Below are 16,382 nucleotides of genomic sequence, written 5' to 3'. Positions count from 1 at the left end.
TACCAGCCCAACCACCGAGTTCGATCGGGGGATGCCACTCTTCCTGAACAGGCGCGCCGCCGCAGGTGCGGCGTTAGCGCCCGAATGGCCTTGCGAACTTCGGGCATGCGTCGAATCAGGTCTTCGGCGAGGTGGTGCATGACTCCACCGCCGCGCCACCAGATATCCCACTTTGACCGGGTGCTGGCGTTTCTGCATTTGCCGCGCTTCGAGCGCTGGCTGCTTCTGCCGGCCTGGCTGCTTCTGGGTGCGGCCCGTGCGGCGGTGCGGTGCCTGGGTTTTCGCCGATTGGCACCGTGGCTGGGTCTAAGCGTGGCGGTGCCTCCTCCCATGCCGGCGCCGGACGAACGTGCGCAACGTCGTGCGGTGCAGATCGCGCGGACCATCAGGCTGGCCGCCGGGCACACGCCGTGGCAGTCCAACTGCCTGACCCAGGCGCTGGCAGCGCATTGCTTTCTCTGCCTGTTTCGGGTTGGTCACATAGTGTGCTTCGGCGTCGCGCGTTCCGAAGCGACGCAACTGCAAGCCCATTCCTGGGTGCTCGCCGGAGACTTTTGCGTCACTGGCGGCGCAGGTGCGAAGCGCTTCACCAGAGTGGCCTGCTACGTCAGCCGTCCCGGGAAGGCCCCATGACGGCGGCTCGGGCCCTGATGCGGCTGATGTCATGGGCGAGTCCGCAGCGTCGAATCTCGTTGTTCCTGCTGATGGTTCTGACCAGTGTCAGTGAAGGTCTGGGCGTGTTGCTGCTCGTGCCCTTGCTCAGTGCCTTGCAGGGTGACGCCGGTGGCGGCGAGAGCATGGTTGCACGCGCGGCCACCCAGGCCATCGCCGCTTTCGATCTGCGAGCGACGGCGTCGTTACCCTGGCTGCTGCTTTCTTTCTGCGCGCTGCTGCTGTTGCGCAACGTGGTTCAGCATGCACGCGAGTGCGCTGCGGCGCGGCTTCAGCAGGACGTGGCCGAGCGCCTGCGCGAAGCCAGCTTTTCCGCTTTGCTCGGCGCACAATGGCGTTGGCTCCAGGCGCAGCGCACCGCAGACCATGCCAGCCTGATGCTGAGCAATGCCAGCCGTGTGGGGGTGGGACTGGGTCACGGTCTGGCGATGCTGGCCTCTTTTGCCACTGCGGCGATCTACGTGCTTGCAGGATTCACGCTGGACTGGAAGCTGGCCTTGGCATCGACGCTGGGCGGAGCGCTGCTGCTGGCGCTTTTGGCCGGCCAACGCCGCAGTGTCTTGGCGCTGGGCCGACAGTTGACCTTGTCCAGCAAGCGGCTCCATGCCAGCCTGCAAGACAGCCTGGCCGGTTTGCGACTGGCCAAAATTCTGGGCGCCGAGTCGCGCTACGCCGCGTGGATCGCCCGTGACGCCAGCGCGCTGCGCGATCAGCACCTGCGTTTCGCATCCGCACTGAGCTTGTCAAAAGCGTTGCTGCACAGTAGCGGCGCGATGCTGCTTGCAGCCTACATCTACCTGGGGCTTCGGGTCTGGCAGGTGCCTGTCGCCGAATTGCTGACGTTGGTGTTGGTGTTCGCGCGCCTGCTGCCTCTTTTGGCGGCAACGCACCAGCAACACCAGTACTGGCTGCACGCGCTGCCGGCGTTCACCGAGATGGATCAGCAGATCGGCCAGGCCCGTGAGTGGGCCGAGCCAGATGCTGCGCAGCCCGCTGCGCAGCCGCAGGTGCGCAGGTCGATAACACTGCGTGCGGTAAGTGTCCGCTATGCCGAACGGACAGTACCGGCCTTGAACTCGGTGTCCTTGACGCTCCCCGTGCACACCACTACTGCGATCATTGGCGCTTCCGGTTCCGGCAAGAGCACGCTGGCCGACGTGCTGTGCGGTCTGCTGGGTCCGGACGAGGGCAGTCTGGCGATCGATGGAGTGCCGCTGGACGGACGGATGCGCAGGTCGTGGCGGCAGGCGGTGGCGTACGTCTCGCAGGACACATTCCTCTTCAATGACACCATCCACCACAATCTGCGCATTGCCGCACCGCAGGCCGACGATGAGATGTTGCGCGCCGCACTGGAAAAAGCCTCCGCCGGATTCGTGCATGCATTGCCGCAGGGGTGGGACACGATCGTGGGCGAGCGCGGCGTGTGCCTGTCCGGAGGTGAGCGGCAGAGGCTGGCGCTGGCACGCGCGCTGCTGCAGCGCCCGGCGCTGCTGATACTCGATGAGGCCACCAGCGCGCTGGACCACGAAAACGAGGCACGCATCCACGCCGCTATCGAGCAACTGCATGGCCAGTTGACCGTGGTCGTCATCGGCCACCGGCTGGGGCTGCTGGAGCGTGCGGACCAAGTCGTCCTGCTGGAGCAAGGGAGGGTTCGCGCACAAGGACTCTGGCATGAGGTGTCGCCGGCCTGGACGGAAGGTCCATGACGCTCGCTGGCGAGGACCGACCATGACTTCACTGAATCCGCGTCGTTGGCATGCAGGCGTCTGGGCACTGTCGGCGCAGTGGCTATCGGTGCTTGTGACGGCGGCCATATCGCTGGCCCTGTCTGTGTGGCTGGCGCGGCGCATGGAGCCGTCCGGCTTCGGCCGCTATGCTTACCTGCTGAACCTGGCCACGCTGCTGGCCCTTGCGCAGGACGCAGGGCTGCGCACTCTCGTGCTGAGAGAGCAAGTCTCACCCAGCCCCGCCCTCAAGTCGTTCGAGGCAGTACTGCCGGGGCTGGCCCGGGGCCACCTGCTGGTGACCACGTTGCTGCTCGTAGGCGGCTGTCTCGCACTGATACCTTTCGGCGCGGATCTCGCATTGCCTGCGGCTGTATGGTGCTTCGCTGCCGTGTCGCTCTCGCAGTTGGTATCGGTGCAGTTGAAGGCAGCGGGGCAGTGGCAGCGCGAAGGCCGGTGGCAGGCGGGAGCGCGCATGTCGAGTGCCCTGGCGATCATTTTCGGGGTGCTGCTGTTTGGGCCCGAGCCCGGCATCGTGTTCGGCGCCTGGGGGATAGGCCTGATGCTGGCGTATGCCGTACTTGGGCAGGATGTGCGCGATCGAACCCGGTGGCCGCCGCCTGCCCCGCTCTATCACGCCGCGGCAGGCTTTCTGTGGATCGATTTGGCCACGTGCCTTTACCGGCGCAGCGACATCGTGATCCTGCAAAGGATGGCGGATCCTGCAGAGATTGGGCAGTATGCTGCGGCGTATCGCCTGTTCGACGGTGTGCTGCTGCTGGCCATGCCACTGGCGCTGTTCTTTTTCCGTCGCCTGCGCAAAACCCGCGACCATGCGGCCGCGGCGCGCAGGCTGCTAAGGCGCAGCTTGTTCGCCGCAGGGGCCGCCGGCCTGGGGCTGGCCCTGGGCGGCGCCTGGCTGGGTCCGTGGCTGATCGAATTTCTGTTCGGCCCTGCATACCAGTCGGCAGGATCGCTGCTGGGCTGGCTGTTCGCGGCGTTCGTTTTCGTGCTGCCCAACTATGTGCTGACGCAGGCCGCGATCGCGCTGGATCGAGCACGTTGCTATGCATGGGGAGCGGGCTTGGCAGCAGTGACCAACCTGGCCCTCAATCTGCTGCTGGTCCCGCAGCATGGCGCGCGGGGCGCGGCCACGGCCGTGATCGCAACCGAAGCCATGCTGTGTGCCGCGCTGTGCATCGGCCTGTTTGGGCGGCACAAGCCAGAACGGCCGCGAATCCCTTCGCGGTGAGATTTGTGTGGCAAGATGTTTTCGTTTCTCGCCTCTGGCCGCATGCCTCGATGGAGACCCAGCATCGTGTCGGATGGAAGATGCACCCCCTGTAAATACATTGAACACCGGCCCATATTCCGATGCCAGGGATGAACAACGTGCGGGAGCGCGGCGACGATGTGTCGCTGGCCGACTTGCTGCTGGAACTGCTGCGCTTTTACCGCGAATTCGGCCGATTGCTGGTCCCGGTCGCTTTGCTGTTTGCCTTGGTCGCCGGGGCAGCCGTCGCATTGGTGCCGGTCTACAGCGCCGTCGCCCTGCTGGACACGGCACAGATGCCGCTGGACCAGTGGCGCAGGCTGCAGCCCATGCTGTCGGACCGGCATTTGGTCGCTGCGTCGTTGGCCGAAGCAAAGTTGCCTGACGGACAGCGAGACCGATTGCTGATGCAGTTTCAGCAACCGCGCTACTGGAGTTCCCGCGTGAGCTACCGGAGCACCGTGGGGCGCGATGACATCCGCGAGCAGATCAACATCGATCCCAAAAAGGTGGGCGCGCTGGGACTGGAAGTGTCTCTCCTGGTACGCAACGACGCGGCGGCGTCCCAGCAGTTCGAACTGATCGCGCAGCACATCCGCCAGGTTATGTGGTGGTCGGACCTGCGCGAATACCTGGACAAGCTGCAGCTCGAGGTACTTGAGCAGCGCGCACGTCTGCAGATCGAACAGATCAGGCAACAGTTCTCCATCGAACAAAACCTGAAGCAGGTCCAAGAGATGCAGAAGCTGCTGCAGCAGTACCCTGAGCTGCGGCATAACGGTTTCAGCACGGTGGTATCCGTCGGCGATGGAGGCGGCAAGTACCTGTCGCCGCTCGCGCAAACGGTCGCATTGCAGTCCACTGTCGCGGAGACACGGGCCAGCCTGCGCAAGGGGCAGCGCGAACTCGAACAACTGGACTGGAAGCAGCGCTATCTCGGCCGGGTCGATGCACGCATGCGCAGCTTGTATTCGGGGACTGCGCTGGCGGAATGGCTTCGGCTGAACCAGCATGAGATGTTTCCACCCGACGCCACCGTGGATGCGGCTCAGCAACAGGTTGGCAGCGAAATACAGATGACCTTGGGCCAACTGCAATACAAGGCCGAGCAATTGCGCTACAAGGCCCAGCCGGCGATTTCGGCAGCGCCGGTGCCGTCGCGCCGGCCGTGGCTGGTGGCCTTGGCGGCGTTCTTGTGCACCCTGGGTGTGCTGTCTCTGGCGCTTGCGTCCTACGCGGCACTGCGTCGCAGGGACAGCGCAGCGCAGCTGCCATGGTCGGCCCATAGCGACCCATTGTTTGCCTGGTTGCCCGCCGGCCTGCGGCGCAGGCTGCTGCCGGAGCGGGCGTCCATCGCTTACGACAAGGATCCAGCGTGAGGCGGGTGCTTGTCACCGGTGCGGCCGGCATGATTGGGCGCCGCCTCGTTTCCGCCTTGCTGCGCCGTGGCGATGCCGTGGCGGGCTTGGACAATTTGTCCAGTGGCATGCCGATGCCGCTGGGACTGACCCTCAGTGTGGTGGCTGATGTGTGCGATACCGCCACCGTGGAGGCCGCGCTGAGGGATCTCCGTGCGGACGCCATCGTTCATCTGGCAGCGGTGCATCACATTCCCACATGCGAGACACAGCGCATGCATTGTCTGCGGGTGAACGTGGAAGGCACCGAAAGCGTGCTGCATGCCGCGACGCAGACTGGTCTGCAACAGGTGGTCATCGCATCCAGCGGCGCTGTCTACGCGTGGGGCCGCGAGATGCTGACCGAGGCCGACAGCCCCACCGAAGCACGCGACAACTATGCGCTGTCCAAACTTTGCAACGAGAGCCAGTTGCGGTTGTGGTGCTCCCGCGCCCAAGGACGCCGCGGGCGCGTGGCGCGACTCTTCAACAGCATCGCGCACGACGATCCGAATGCCCATCTGATTCCAGACGTTCTGGCTCAATTCCGGGCGGACCCGGGGACAGAGCCGGTATTGCGACTTGGAAATCTTCAGCCTCGCCGCGACTACATGCATGCGGACGACGCGGCGGCCGGCGTTCTGGCACTGCTCGACGATTCCCATCTGACACCGGCTTTCGATGTTTTCAACCTTTGTTCGGGCGTAGAGCATTCGGTCGGCGATCTCGTCTCAGAAATCGGCAAATTGCTGGGACGCAGTCCACGGATCGAGGTGGATCCACAACGCCAGCGGCCCAACGACCGCGCCCACCAATTGGGCGATCCTGGCAAGGCGTGGTCACGTCTGGGCTGGCGCACGCGATGGAGCCTGCACCAAGCGCTGCAGATGACGCTCGATCCCCCATCCTCGGATGTCGATGGCCGTATGGGCTAGCTGCTGCAGGAAGTTCGGGCTGTCGCGGGCGTTCCGCGCAGGCAGCCGATGCGCATGATCCCCTTCGTGTGGTTTGGCAAACCTGCTGGTGAACGCTCGCATGCGAAAATTCCGCGCACATCGGCAGAACCGTATTAACCAGTTGCTCAGGGCGTGCCATGCGCCCTTCGGAGATTCAGAGTTGGATGCCGGCTTTCTTCATTGTGTGTGGGCATGGCGCGCGCTCCATCGTGTTTGCTCTAGCACCCATTCCTGCGTCTTTTGCGTCGGCGATCACGGTGTTCGCCCGGCTTGCGCTACCCGTCCAAGCCATGCGCCATCCGGCGTGGGGGCCTTGTTTCCGTGAACACGACCGCCCGCATGCAGACGGGCTTCGTCGCCGGTGCAGCCCTGTACACGCTCGGCCAGAGTTGCACGCTGCTGTTCCAGTGGCTCCTGGTACGCCAGTTCGGCCTGCAGGGCTATGGCGAGGTGGGGCTGGCGCACCTCTGGCTCATGAGCGTGCTGTTTGTGGCGGATCTGGGCTATGCATCCTGGTTCCTGCGCGAGGATCCGGCGTCTCCCGATTGGGGCGATCGATGGCGGCGGGCCCTGTTCCACCGCCTTCTTGCCACACTGTTCCTCGACTTGGTATGGACTGCAGCGGCATGGTGGAGCTATGGAGGGCAGGGAAACGCCTTTGAATACACGATCGCCGTGCTCCCGGCAACGCTGCTCGGGCTGGTCGGCTATTCCGCGCCTTTGCTGGCGCAGGGTAAACGGCTGCTCGGATTCGCGGTTCAACAGGTCGCCATGCCGGTGGCGATACTGGCCTGGCTGATTTTGCACCTGCATCCGGAGAGCGCCGGGGCAGCCGGTGCAGGCCTGGCCGTGAGCGTGGGATATCTGGTGCAAGCACTGGTCAATGTGGCTGCGTTCGGCATGCGCTGGCAATTGCTATGCCCCAGTCCAGGCCGCTCCCGGCAGATGCTCGGGATGTCGCTGCAGCTGTCCTTGATGGGCATGGTGGGAACTTTGCACGACCGCCTGACGCCCCTGCTTCTGGCCACCATCGCGCCAGCATTTCTGCCGATTTATCTCATGATTGGATATTTGGTCAACGGAGCCAGTGGCGTTTTCAATCAGTTCAACCGGCTCCTGCTGATCGAGGCGCGCAGCGAGGTGGGCGAGCGCTGGGCCACGGCGCTGATTTCACTGGTGCTGGGCTTTTCCGCGCTGGGCATGCAACTGCTGGTCGCGGTCATCGATGCGGCGGGCACTGCAGAGCAACGGGCCTGGATTGTCTGGGTTGCTCCGGTACTGGCCGCTGGTATGGTGATTCTGCCCAGCAGCGTACTGTCTGCACTGCTGATCGGGCGCCATCGCGAAGCCGCGCTGCTGCGGGTGCTGTTGTTGGGTTTCCTGTGCAGCGGCTTGCTGCAACTGGCCGCTGCGGCCTGGACAGCGCCGCAGTGGTTGCTATGGGCACGTCTGCTGTGTCTTCTGGGAATGGCTGGCGCAGCGCTGCGCCTGTGCGGTCTGTGGTTGAATCTGGGCGGGTACGCCGCGCTGCTGTCTGTGCTCTTAGCAGCGGCTCTCTGGAGCAGTCCTGTTGGACGCGGAATTGCCGCCATCCTCCTGCTAGCCACCGCATGGAAAGCGTGGCGCCACCACAATCTTTTGCGCGCCAGCGCACGATCTGCGCGATGGCGTGCGATCTCCTGGTAGCGGCATTCGGTAACCGATTGGGTTTTGTTCAATGTGCGGAATAGTCGCCCTGCGGAGTTTCGTGGCCGATTCGGCGCTGCAGCCACGCGCCCAGCATGCTCTGGATGCACTGTCGAGCCGCGGGCCGGATGCACAAGGTCTGCTGTGCCTGGACCAGCCCGTACCGACGGCGCTGGGCCACCGCCGGCTGGCGATCCTTGATCTGAGTGACGCTGCCACGCAACCGATGCGGTGTGCGGAGAGCGGCAACGTGGTGGTGTTCAATGGAGAAATCTACAACTTTCTGGAGTTGCGCCGCGAACTGGAAACGCTCGGCCATCGCTTCCGCACTGACAGCGACACCGAGGTGATCCTGCACGGTTGGCGAGCATGGGGCGAGGCATTGTTCACGCGCTGCAACGGAATGTGGGCAGTGGTGCTCCTGGAACAGGCGACCGGCGAACTGGTGTACTGCCGCGACCGGCTTGGCGTGAAGCCGCTCTACATGCACCACGACGGCCAGCGATTGGTGCTGGCGAGCGAAATCCGTGCGATCGCTTGTGCACTGGGCGGGTACCCGCCACCCAACCCGGCCGCAATCTTCGACTTCCTCGTCGCGGGCCTGTCCGATCACAATTGCGACACTTTCTACCAGGGGATCCGCGCCGTGCCCCCTGGCTGGCTGTACCGGGTATCGCCAACTGGCCACAGCCGCCGCCACCGCTATCACGACTGGCCCGCTCCAGGCGCCGCCGATCCCCTTGACGCAGAGGCAACCCGGGCCCTGCTCGAAGACGCCACGCGCCTGCGTCTGCGCTCAGATGTTCCCACCGTGACCCTCCTGTCCGGCGGGTTGGACAGTTCCATCCTGACCCGCATCAGCCTGCAAGCCGATTCCGCACCGCGCACCTGTTTTGCAGGCGCGTTCACCTACGGATATTGCGATGCTGCCCATGCAGCGTTCGATGAAACGGCCGACGCCGCCGCCCTGATGAAGGAGTGGGGTCAAATCACCCGGCACCACGTTCATCGCGCCCACGCGGTCCCGGACGAGGAGGAACTGCGGGCGCTGGTGGTCGCGCAGGAAGCGCCTTTCTGCACTCCATCGATCTTCGCCAGCTTCCGCATGTACCGGGCAATCCGCGAGGCAGGATACAAGGTGGTCCTCAACGGAGAAGGCGCCGACGAGTTGTTTGGCGGTTATGTGGGTTTGTACCTACCCCTGGCCGCACGGGACGCTCTGCGCGGCGCACACCTGCCTGCGCTGGTGAAACTGCTTGCCGGCGGCGCCGTGCTGCCCCGTGCGTTGCTCCACCGCCTGGCCTGGGATCTGCCAGGACCGCTGCTGGGCGCGATGCTGCGGCGAAACCGGCCCAGCGTGGCCTGCATGTCCGGCGCGCTCTGGCACGACCAGTCGCCGCGCCTGCGCGCATTGCAGGTCGACCGCCGGGCTGGCGTGGAGATGCGCATGCGCAGTGACGTGCTCTCCACCAATCTGCCAATGGTGCTGCGCATGGCCGATCGCAATAGCATGTCCGCCGGCATCGAGGTGCGAGCGCCTTTCCTGGACTACCGGCTGGTGGAGCGTGCGCTCGCGACCCGGGCAGACACCCGCATGGGCGACTACCACGGCAAAGCGCTGCTGCGGCGGGCCTTCGCTGCCGACATGCCTCCGCGCATCGTGGAACGGCGCAAGAGCACTGGCTTCGGTCACGCCGAGCAATTCCTGTTGGACCGCATGCCCGTGCAGCGGACCTTGTCATCGCTGCCGCCGGAGTTGGGCGAATTCCTCGACGTGCCCCGGCTGCGAACCGAACTGGCCCGGGGACGCGCACACACCACGCTCTGGCTCGCGGTGTCAGTCGCCCTGTGGCACCGGAGCATTTATGCATAGCGTCTGTCTGGTCAACCGAGGCGGTCAATGAATGCAGACTTCGCTCCTGACGACGGCCGTTGCCGTTGCTGCGGCGCGACCTGCGCGCAGCGCACGGTGTGGCGGGAGGTGTACCTCGGCAGCGGCCAGGAACTGCGGCGGTGCGGACTGTGTGCTGCTGCCTACCTCGCTCCGGACTTCAGCGAGGAGGCATTGGCGCGCTTCTACGCGCACGACTACCGCCGCTTGTTTCCGATGGAAGTGCCCTGGCGCAGCGAGGAACGCTTCTTCGCCTTGCGCGGCGACCGGTTGGTCGCAAATCGTCGGCTGCGCCGGATTTCGCCGAATCTTCCAAGGGGTGCGCGCCTGTTCGAGTTGGGCTCTGGCTTTGGTGCCTTCCTGGGCGCCGCCGCTGCGGTGCGTCCGGACCTGCATTTACTGGCGTCGGAGCCGGATATGGCGCACCGCGAGCGCCTGCTGGATGGCGCCCGCGTTCAGTTCCTGCCCCAGCAGCAGGTGATGGACGAAGCCACGCTTGATGCGGTCGTGGCCTTCCACGTGATGGAGCATTTACCGGATCCGCGCGATTTCCTGGCAACGGTGGCACGGGTTTTGGTCCCTGGCGGTCAGGCATGGATCGAGGTGCCGGACGTGATGAGCGACTGGCGTTCGCGGAACTATGTGCATCCTGCACATCTGAGCTATTTCTCGGCCTCGCTGTTGCAACGGCTGGCGCAAGCCGCAGGACTGGATGTGATCTACTGCGATGCCTACCCTGGCGGGGGCATGCTGGCGGACAACCTGTGGCTGCACCTGCGGCGTCCACGGCACGCGTGTGTGTCCAAGCCGTTGGCGGCGGCAACCGCGCAGGAGGTGCGCCTGCTCGATCGGCAACTCAATCGGGTGTCCTGGGCGCTGCGGGATCGGATGCGGCGCGTGCTCAAGCAGGCCATCGTGAGTCTGTTCGGCAGTGGCCTGGTTGGAGAACTGCAGCGTCGGCGGAACCAGTGGCGTGTGTTGCAAGAGGACTGCGATGCAATTCCGTGACTTTCATCGGACCCTGCGGATCCAGTATGGCGAAGACGCCGCAGCAGTGCGCCACGAACTCTATTTCCTGTCCTTGCGAGGTCGCAGCGCAGTGCTGCGTGCCGTACTCGCTTTGCTGCGGGATGCCTGGCTGTGTGCGACGCTGCCACGGCGCGCGATGCCAGTGGCGGGATGGGCCGCGCTGGCCACCCTACCGGGCAGCAATGGCTGGGGCGCCCTCGCACCGTGCGTTGCCGATCTGGCCCGGCGCGGCATCGCCTGCACCGTCCTCATCCATCCGCGCCTGCGCGGGCAGGTCGCTGGACAGCTTCCGGCCCGGCCGCCAGCATCGGCTTGGCGCCATGCCTGGTCAGCCTGGCGGCTCCGGCATGCGCCAGGCACGACACCGGTCGCCGCGCCCTGGCTGGTGCGCTGCTGCGTGTTTCGGCAACGCCTCTGGTGCGGCGCCTGGTCGAGCGTGATGTGCTCGGGCACGACCGCCACGCTGCTGCTGCACAACGATTTCGATCTCTACGCCGTGGCGGCACAGCAGGCCGCCGGCGCCGGCTGGCGCAGCATCTGCGTACAGCACGGCTTGCCTACCGAAGAATTCTTTCCCGTGCGGGCCCAGCACCATTTGCTGTGGGGACCAAGCAGCGCAGAGGTCTACGCCCGGCATGGTGTGGCCGCACATGCGTGCAGCTACGGTCCGGCGCGTCCCCAGGTTGAAGCCAGTGCCCATGCCGCGCCTTCAGTTCTGTATCTCGTATCGCAAACGCACACACCGGTGTATGGGCTCTCGCTCGCGGGCTATTTTCAAGCCCTGGCAGACGCCCTGATCCAGGCCCGGCTCGAGGGCATCACATTGCAAATCCTGCTGCATCCCGAGGAAGTGCGCAACGGTCATCCCTACGCTAAAAGCGCGATGGCCTCATTGTGCCGGCCGCCGCCACATGCCTTGTTGGAGGACACCGCAGCACCCGCGCTGGTAGTGGGTTTCTGTTCCACTGCGCTGTTGCAGGCGGCTTGTCGAGGCCACTATGTCATCGGCCTGGCATGGCCGGCCTCAGGGTCTGCGGATGCGCAGGAGATCGGGCGGCCGGCCCAGCAGGTGCCCGACGTGACGACGTTGTGCGAACTGGTCCGCCGACTGCGAGAGGATGCCTGCACGCGCGGCGCTTTCCTTGAACGGCAGCAACAATGGCTGTCACTCAGTTTCGCTTCCGACCCAGACTGGCCCAGCCATGTTGGAGCCAGCCAATGAAACGCTGGGGTCTGGCGTTGCTCATCCTTTGGGTGCATGTCGGCGATCCGCTGGTGGCGTGGTTGTACGGCGGTGGCACCTGGTTGCAGGCCACTTGGCTGCGCCCGGTACGGGACCTCACAGTGTTGGCGCTGGCAGCGCTGTGCCTGTTGACGGTGCGTATGCCGCGGGCGCTGCTGGTGTCGGTGCTGGCGTTCGGCGGATTGGCGCTTGCCTACGCGCCGGTGGGCCTCGTGCATGGCCTTCCAGCCGGGGTGGTACTGGGATCGCTTGGCGTCATTTTGGTGCCGATGGTGTTCCTGTTGGCGGGATACGGCTGCTTTTCGACACCTCGGAATCTCCGTTTCGGCGCGTCCGCCCTTGTCTGGCTGAGCTTGGCCAGCACTTTGTTTGGCATGTGGGAAATCGTCAACACCCAGTTCTGGGTGGACACCGTGCGCCTGCCTGACTACCTTGCGAACATCAAGGGCGTGATGCCAAAGGACACCGATCCCCATACCGGCCTGCCATGGAATTTTTTTGGCGGAGAAACGTATGCGCGCCGCGCTGGCGGCTTATTGGCGGCACCGCTGGCGCAGGGGCAGTTCCTGGTCACTGCGGCCCTGGCAGCGCTGGGGCTGTGGCAGACGCGCTTGCCGTGGCGCGCACTGCTGGTGTGTGCCGGGCTTTTCGTCGGTGTGTGGATGTCGGGAACCCGTGGTTCGATGCTCGCAGGCATCGTTGCGCTGCTCGGCTATTTGTTGACCAGCCGCGGTCTGGTCCGCTCCGCCACTGCGCGGGTGCTGCTGGTCGGCGCCGCATTGGTGGCGATGGTTTGGGCGTCCTACGGCATTGTGGTGGCCTCGTGGAATTTCCGTGACGGCTCCACGATTGGCCATTGGTGGGCACTGCAGCGCAACCTGGCCGACCTGGGCCAAGTCGCTCTATGGGGAGGTGGTCTGGGACGCCAGGGCGCTTTCGCCGCCCGGCAAGCGCTGACCGATCTGGGAGGCGGGGAAGGTGCCTTGTTCAGCATCGCCTACCAGATGGGAGTGCCCTGCGCGCTTTTGTTTCTTGGCCTGGTCTTTTGGTGCCTGCGCACCCTGTGGCAAGCCCACGTCCGACACGGTGACCGCCTGGCATTGGCCACTTTCTGGCTGCTGTGCGGGATGGTGACGACCTTCGTGTCTTCCGAAAATGCGTTGACCGTCTCCGGCGCCGGCGGATTCTGGCTGCTGCTCGGCGGCGTGCTGCGCCAATGCGCAGCAGCCACGCGCTTCGGCGCGGCTGTCGAGCCCGGAACCATCCGCGCACCGTGCATCCATGCGGCGAGGGCGTGACTCCATGCGCATCCTGCACGTCTACAAAGACTTTGCCCCCCATGGCGGGGGCGGCGGCGTCGCCCGGCATATCCATGGGCTGGCCGTGCTGGCCGTGGAAGCAGGCCATGCCGTGCGCGTTGCGGCACCGTCGGCTGCGAGCGGGCACGTGCACGCCTACGAAGTGGTGCGCGTGAGTGCCCGGGCGATGTGGCAGCACATCGGCTGGGCCGACGCCGTGCATGTCCATGGCGCGCGGACCCCCATTTCCGCGTTGGCAGCGTCAATGGCCTGGCTGCTTGGCAAGCGCTTGGTCTATACGCCCCACTGCTATTACGACGACGATCCCGCTTTGGGCAAGCGCCTGGGAAAACGGTGTTGGGACGGATTGATCGAGCGCGCGCTGCTGCGAGGCGCAGACCGGGTGGTGCTCCTGTCGGCCTACTGGCAGGACTACCTGACGCGGCGCGGTCTCCGTCCCGCGCACCCGGTGCTGCTGCCCAATGCGGTGCTCGAGGCGCAATTGCACGCTCCACCAATGGAAGTACCAGGGCTGGAAGGGGCGCCGGCTTTGCTCTCCGTGGGGCGGCTCGACGCGGTCAAGCGCCTGCACGATGCCATCGCGCTGCTGGGCGAGCCGGGCATGGAGCATGCCGTTCTGCATGTGGTTGGGCGGGGGCCGGATCGCGCGCGGCTTGAATCTTTCGCGCAGACACGCGGATGGGCCGATCGGGTGCGGCTCCATGGTTTTGTCGACGATGCCGATGTGGCCGCCATGGCCTCGGTCGCCGATCTGTTCGTCATGCCATCGGCGATGGAGGGCATGCCGACGGTACTGATCGAGATGCTATTGCTCGGTTGCCCGGTCGTGGCCAGCGACATCCCAGGCAACCGGGCGATTTTGGAGGCCGTCGGACTGTCCGATGCCCTCTATCCACTCGGTAACGTCGCCGCACTGGCAGCCTGCGCAGCCACCCAGCGGCAACGACGCGTGTTGCCGCACACCATTGCGCAGGTTCGCGCAGGCTTCACGTGGGAGCACATGCGATCGCGTGTAGGGGCACTGTACGATGCGCCGAAAAAAGGAGCCTGCGCCTTGATACACCGTCCCGAACGGATTCGTTTCTTCGATTGCCCATTGGATCTCGTCTCTCCCACGCAGTTGCTGCAGCGTGCACAGGAGGCCGCCCACGGTGGAGACCCGGTTCGCATCGAAGGGCTCAATGTGGCCAAGCTGATCGACGCAAGAGCGCAGGGACTGCTGCGTGACGCACTGGATGAGGCCGAGCTGGTTCACATCGACGGGAGCGGCATCAGTGCTGGCCTGCGCTGGCTGGGAGTCGATCCCCCGGCTCGACGCGCCGGCATTGACCTGATGCAAGACCTCTGCGGCCAGGCTGCACAGTCCGGTGTCGGGGTCTACCTGCTGGGTGCGCGGCCGGCCATCGTTTTGGCGGCCGCTCAACGGCTGCGTGACATGTTTCCCGGACTTCACATTGCCGGGACAAGCGACGGCTATTTCCGGGACGACGAAGTGACGCAAGTCGTCGCTGCGATCCGGAACTCGGGAGCGCGCTATCTTTTTGTCGGCATCAGCTCGCCGAAGAAGGAACTCTTTTTGCAGCGGCATTGGTATGAACTGGGTGTGGCACTGGCGATGGGGGTGGGAGGATCGTTCGATGTCGTGTCCGGCATGCTGCCGCGCGCTCCACTGCTGATGCAGAGATTCGGCATGGAATGGATGTTCCGTTTGTGGCTGGAGCCCAGGCGCCTGTTCGCCCGGTACCTGCGAACCAATTGCGCCTATCTACTGCTGCTGTTACGCGCGCGCATGAGCAGACGCCATCGTTCGCGTGCCATCGTCCGCACGGGTGCATGAACTCACGTTTCGATCCCTCCCCGGCGGCCGTACCGCCGCGCGGGCAACTGCTCCTGGTGAGCATTTGCCTGGCCCTTTATCTGCTGTTTTGCTTGCAGCAGATCGTGCTGCCGTTTCGGTTTTTCGGCATGGCCCTGTCACTGGGGTCCGTGACGATGCTGGGCTGCATGCTCGCCATTTCCGCAGGATCGCTCGTGCGGCATGGCGTGCCATCTGAATTGGTACGTCCCCTGCTGGCCATCCTGATGTGCATCGCGGCCCTGTCTGCATCGGTCCTGGCTTCGAACCACATCGGGCTGGCATGCGCATTCGCCGTGCGGTATGCCACCAGTCTTTTGGCGCTTTGGGCCATGCTCAACCTCGCTGCGGCCTGCCCGCGCTGGCCGCGTGCGGCGACGCTGGCAGCACTCATCGCCGTGTGGTTCAACCTGGCGCTGGCCGGGGCCGTCTGGTTCCAATGGCCTGGGGCGCTGCGCGTGACCCTGGCATTCCATCCAGAAGAGACTTTCAAGTACCTGCCGCGAATTTCGGGCATGTACGAGCACCCTGCACTGCTGGCCACGTCCGCGGCCATGGTGCTGCTGCTGGTGCTGAGGCTGCAGCAGCGGGGTGAAGTCGGGAAGATCTCGCTGGCGCTCGCGTTGGTGGGCGCCGTGTTGGCGCTGGCGTTGACCCAGGTACGCAACACCCTGCTGCCCGTCGGGGTGCTGATGGCATGGTGGGCATGGCCAAGGGCATGCACGTCCAATAGACAGCGCCACATCGCACGCGTGGCGTTGGGCGGAATCGCTGTGCTTGCCGTCTTCGTGTTGTGGCTACGTTATCCAGACATGACCAGCGCGGCACAGGAAAACATGATGACGGCCTTCACGCTAGGGCGGACGTACCTTTGGAGCGGCGCGCTGGATGCTTGGCGCGACCACCCCTGGTTCGGTCTTGGGGCAGGCGTGTTCCAGTTCATGGTTCCGGACTACACCGGCGGCCGCTTCCACCGCGGCGAACTGCACGCTCACAACCTGTTGCTGGCGGCACTGTCCGAAACGGGACTCTTCGGCCTGCTTGCCGGATTGGCGCTGATTTTTGCGCTGTGGCGTCCCCTGCTGCGCATTGCGGCCGAGCGTCAATGGGCGATCGCGTGGCTGATTCTCGTGCTGGGTCTGAGCACGTTTGATTTTTACTTCCCGTTTTTCCCGTTCTCGATGCATGCCGCATTGGCAGTGGCCTCACTGCACGCGGGACATTGCGCGCCCTTGCAGGCCGACGGCGTATCACGATCCACAACTTGACGGTTCAGCCAAAGCGCTCGGGCTTGGGTTTGCGGTCTGTGCACCGACGTGCATGTCGCGCTG

The 16,382-nt window shown here is 65.0% G+C and carries 12 protein-coding genes; all 12 read left to right on the top strand.

Annotated features, from left to right (window positions below; all coding sequences use genetic code 11):
• Positions 1–138 precede the first annotated feature (138 nt).
• On the top strand, positions 139–633 hold the full coding sequence (locus AC27KI_RS01075) for a lasso peptide biosynthesis B2 protein (RefSeq protein ID WP_487087563.1): 495 nt from the start codon (positions 139–141) through the stop codon (positions 631–633).
• On the top strand, positions 630–2,384 hold the full coding sequence (locus AC27KI_RS01070) for an ABC transporter ATP-binding protein (RefSeq protein WP_487087561.1): 1,755 nt from the start codon (positions 630–632) through the stop codon (positions 2,382–2,384). Before AC27KI_RS01075 ends, AC27KI_RS01070 begins: the two co-directional genes overlap by 4 nt.
• Entirely contained in the window at positions 2,350–3,654 is a 1,305-nt protein-coding gene (locus tag AC27KI_RS01065) for a lipopolysaccharide biosynthesis protein (RefSeq protein WP_487087559.1), read from the top strand. Before AC27KI_RS01070 ends, AC27KI_RS01065 begins: the two co-directional genes overlap by 35 nt.
• Before the next feature lie 131 nt (positions 3,655–3,785).
• On the top strand, positions 3,786–5,054 hold the full coding sequence (locus AC27KI_RS01060) for a hypothetical protein (protein ID WP_487112208.1): 1,269 nt from the start codon (positions 3,786–3,788) through the stop codon (positions 5,052–5,054).
• On the top strand, positions 5,051–6,007 hold the full coding sequence (locus AC27KI_RS01055) for an NAD-dependent epimerase/dehydratase family protein (protein WP_487087553.1): 957 nt from the start codon (positions 5,051–5,053) through the stop codon (positions 6,005–6,007). Before AC27KI_RS01060 ends, AC27KI_RS01055 begins: the two co-directional genes overlap by 4 nt.
• Positions 6,008–6,349: 342 nt before the next feature.
• Positions 6,350–7,714: a hypothetical protein gene (locus AC27KI_RS01050; protein WP_487087551.1), complete on the top strand. Its 1,365-nt coding sequence runs from the start codon at positions 6,350–6,352 to the stop codon at positions 7,712–7,714.
• A 31-nt stretch (positions 7,715–7,745) separates the two neighbouring features.
• Entirely contained in the window at positions 7,746–9,587 is a 1,842-nt protein-coding gene (gene asnB, locus AC27KI_RS01045) for an asparagine synthase (glutamine-hydrolyzing) (RefSeq protein WP_487087549.1), read from the top strand.
• A gap of 27 nt (positions 9,588–9,614) precedes the next feature.
• Positions 9,615–10,613 (top strand): class I SAM-dependent methyltransferase, encoded by a 999-nt coding sequence (locus AC27KI_RS01040; protein WP_284429776.1) that lies wholly within the window; start codon positions 9,615–9,617, stop codon positions 10,611–10,613.
• Positions 10,600–11,856 carry a hypothetical protein gene (locus AC27KI_RS01035; protein WP_487087547.1) on the top strand — a complete coding sequence of 419 codons (1,257 nt, stop codon included), beginning with the start codon at positions 10,600–10,602 and terminating at the stop codon, positions 11,854–11,856. The genes AC27KI_RS01040 and AC27KI_RS01035 overlap by 14 nt, the downstream gene beginning before the upstream one ends.
• Positions 11,853–13,175, top strand: coding sequence for a hypothetical protein (locus tag AC27KI_RS01030; RefSeq protein WP_487112206.1), 1,323 nt, complete (start codon positions 11,853–11,855; stop codon positions 13,173–13,175). Before AC27KI_RS01035 ends, AC27KI_RS01030 begins: the two co-directional genes overlap by 4 nt.
• Positions 13,176–13,179: 4 nt before the next feature.
• Positions 13,180–15,033 carry a WecB/TagA/CpsF family glycosyltransferase gene (locus AC27KI_RS01025; protein ID WP_487112204.1) on the top strand — a complete coding sequence of 618 codons (1,854 nt, stop codon included), beginning with the start codon at positions 13,180–13,182 and terminating at the stop codon, positions 15,031–15,033.
• Positions 15,030–16,319 (top strand): O-antigen ligase family protein, encoded by a 1,290-nt coding sequence (locus tag AC27KI_RS01020; protein WP_487087539.1) that lies wholly within the window; start codon positions 15,030–15,032, stop codon positions 16,317–16,319. The genes AC27KI_RS01025 and AC27KI_RS01020 overlap by 4 nt, the downstream gene beginning before the upstream one ends.
• Positions 16,320–16,382 lie beyond the last annotated feature (63 nt).

It is taken from the genome of Acidovorax sp. KPB24-03 (assembly GCF_057546605.1).
Note: the sequence above shows the minus strand (reverse complement) of the source record. Positions and strands in the feature narration are given on the sequence as shown.

What these genes read in the sequence shown, in the direction of transcription:
- AC27KI_RS01020 (WP_487087539.1), top strand. Translation starts at nt 15,030, where the DNA reads ATGAACTCACGTTTCGATCCCTCCCCGGCGGCCGTACCGCCGCGCGGG.
- AC27KI_RS01030 (WP_487112206.1), top strand. Translation starts at nt 11,853, where the DNA reads ATGAAACGCTGGGGTCTGGCGTTGCTCATCCTTTGGGTGCATGTCGGC.
- AC27KI_RS01075 (WP_487087563.1), top strand. Translation starts at nt 139, where the DNA reads ATGACTCCACCGCCGCGCCACCAGATATCCCACTTTGACCGGGTGCTG.
- AC27KI_RS01035 (WP_487087547.1), top strand. Translation starts at nt 10,600, where the DNA reads ATGCAATTCCGTGACTTTCATCGGACCCTGCGGATCCAGTATGGCGAA.
- AC27KI_RS01070 (WP_487087561.1), top strand. Translation starts at nt 630, where the DNA reads ATGACGGCGGCTCGGGCCCTGATGCGGCTGATGTCATGGGCGAGTCCG.
- AC27KI_RS01060 (WP_487112208.1), top strand. Translation starts at nt 3,786, where the DNA reads ATGAACAACGTGCGGGAGCGCGGCGACGATGTGTCGCTGGCCGACTTG.
- AC27KI_RS01065 (WP_487087559.1), top strand. Translation starts at nt 2,350, where the DNA reads ATGAGGTGTCGCCGGCCTGGACGGAAGGTCCATGACGCTCGCTGGCGA.
- AC27KI_RS01040 (WP_284429776.1), top strand. Translation starts at nt 9,615, where the DNA reads ATGAATGCAGACTTCGCTCCTGACGACGGCCGTTGCCGTTGCTGCGGC.
- asnB (WP_487087549.1), top strand. Translation starts at nt 7,746, where the DNA reads ATGTGCGGAATAGTCGCCCTGCGGAGTTTCGTGGCCGATTCGGCGCTG.
- AC27KI_RS01025 (WP_487112204.1), top strand. Translation starts at nt 13,180, where the DNA reads ATGCGCATCCTGCACGTCTACAAAGACTTTGCCCCCCATGGCGGGGGC.